Origin of the sequence: Micromonospora sp. NPDC006766 (genome assembly GCF_040636055.1) — a bacterium.
GTDB lineage: Bacteria > Actinomycetota > Actinomycetes > Mycobacteriales > Micromonosporaceae > Micromonospora.
Window position 1 is genome coordinate 1 of record NZ_JBEYIX010000139.1, and the last position, 1,129, is coordinate 1,129.

Below are 1,129 nucleotides of genomic sequence, written 5' to 3' on the forward strand. Positions count from 1 at the left end.
TGTAAGACATCCCAGGACGTACGAGTGTCAAGTAGCGGGTTCGGCGGTGTGGTGTGGCCAGGCGGTCGTCTCGTTGTAGGGCGTGCCGGTTTTGAGGCATCCGTGCAGGATGCCGACGAGCCGGTTGGCGAGTTGGCGCAGCGCGGCGTTGTACTCGACTCCCCGGGCCCGCTGCTTGGCGTAGTAGGCCCGCGCTCCGGGGGATGCCCGTAGCGCGGAGAAGGCCTGGCTCATCAGCGCGTCGATGAGCCGGTCGTTGTGCACGAACCGGGCGGTGACGGTCTTCTTGCGGCCCGAGGCACGGGTGATCGGGCTGGTCGCGGCGTAGTTCTTGCGGGCTTTGGCGCAGGTGTAGCGGGCGTGGTCGTCGCCGAACTCGGCCAGCACCCGGGCGCCGAGGATCTGTCCCAGCCCGGGCTGGGACAGGATGATCTCAACGTCCGGGTGCTGGCCAAAATGCGCACCGACCTGCCCCTCCATGGCCTTGACCTGGTCGTTGAGGGTGCCCAGGACCGCGACCAGGGCCTGCACTGTGGCGGCGTAGGCGGCGGTGACCACGGCTGGCTGGCCGAGCTGTTCGCTGCGCAACGCGTCCTGAATCGCGGCGGCCTTGGCGGCGATGTCGCGGCGGCGGGCGCGTTTGAGGGCCATGCTGATCTGCCCGATGCTCAACCGGGCCGCAGCCGCCGGGTCGGGGGCCTTCGCGAGGAGTTCCAGGGTGTCGGCGGCGTCGAGGTCCTCGAAGGCCTCCAACGCGGCCGGGAAGTACTCCCGCAGCGCGTGACGCAGCCGCTGCCCGGTGCGGGTGCGTTCCCAGATCAGCGTCTTGTGCATCCGGGTGACGACCTTGACCGCCTCGGCCTCGGGGCTGTCACCGGCGACCGGACGCAGCTCGTGCGCATGCGTGCGGACCATGTCGGCCAGCATGTGCGCGTCCGCGGCGTCGCTCTTGGCGCCCGACACGCCCAACCTCTCGCGATACCGGGCAGCCTGCAGCGGGTTGACCGCGTACACCGTGTACCCGGCCGCGATCAACGCCTGCACCCACGGGCCCCGGTCCGTCTCGATCCCGACCTTCACCCGCCCGGCGGCGTCCTCGGCGTCCTCGGCGAGATGCTCACCGATCATC

General features: G+C 70.2%; 1 protein-coding gene. It reads right to left on the bottom strand.

Going from position 1 to position 1,129, the window contains the following annotated elements; translation table 11 throughout:
- Positions 1-27: 27 nt before the first annotated feature.
- Positions 28-1,129 (bottom strand): IS110 family transposase (locus tag ABZ671_RS32735; RefSeq protein WP_357865449.1); only part of this gene is annotated, 1,102 nt, incomplete at its 5' end.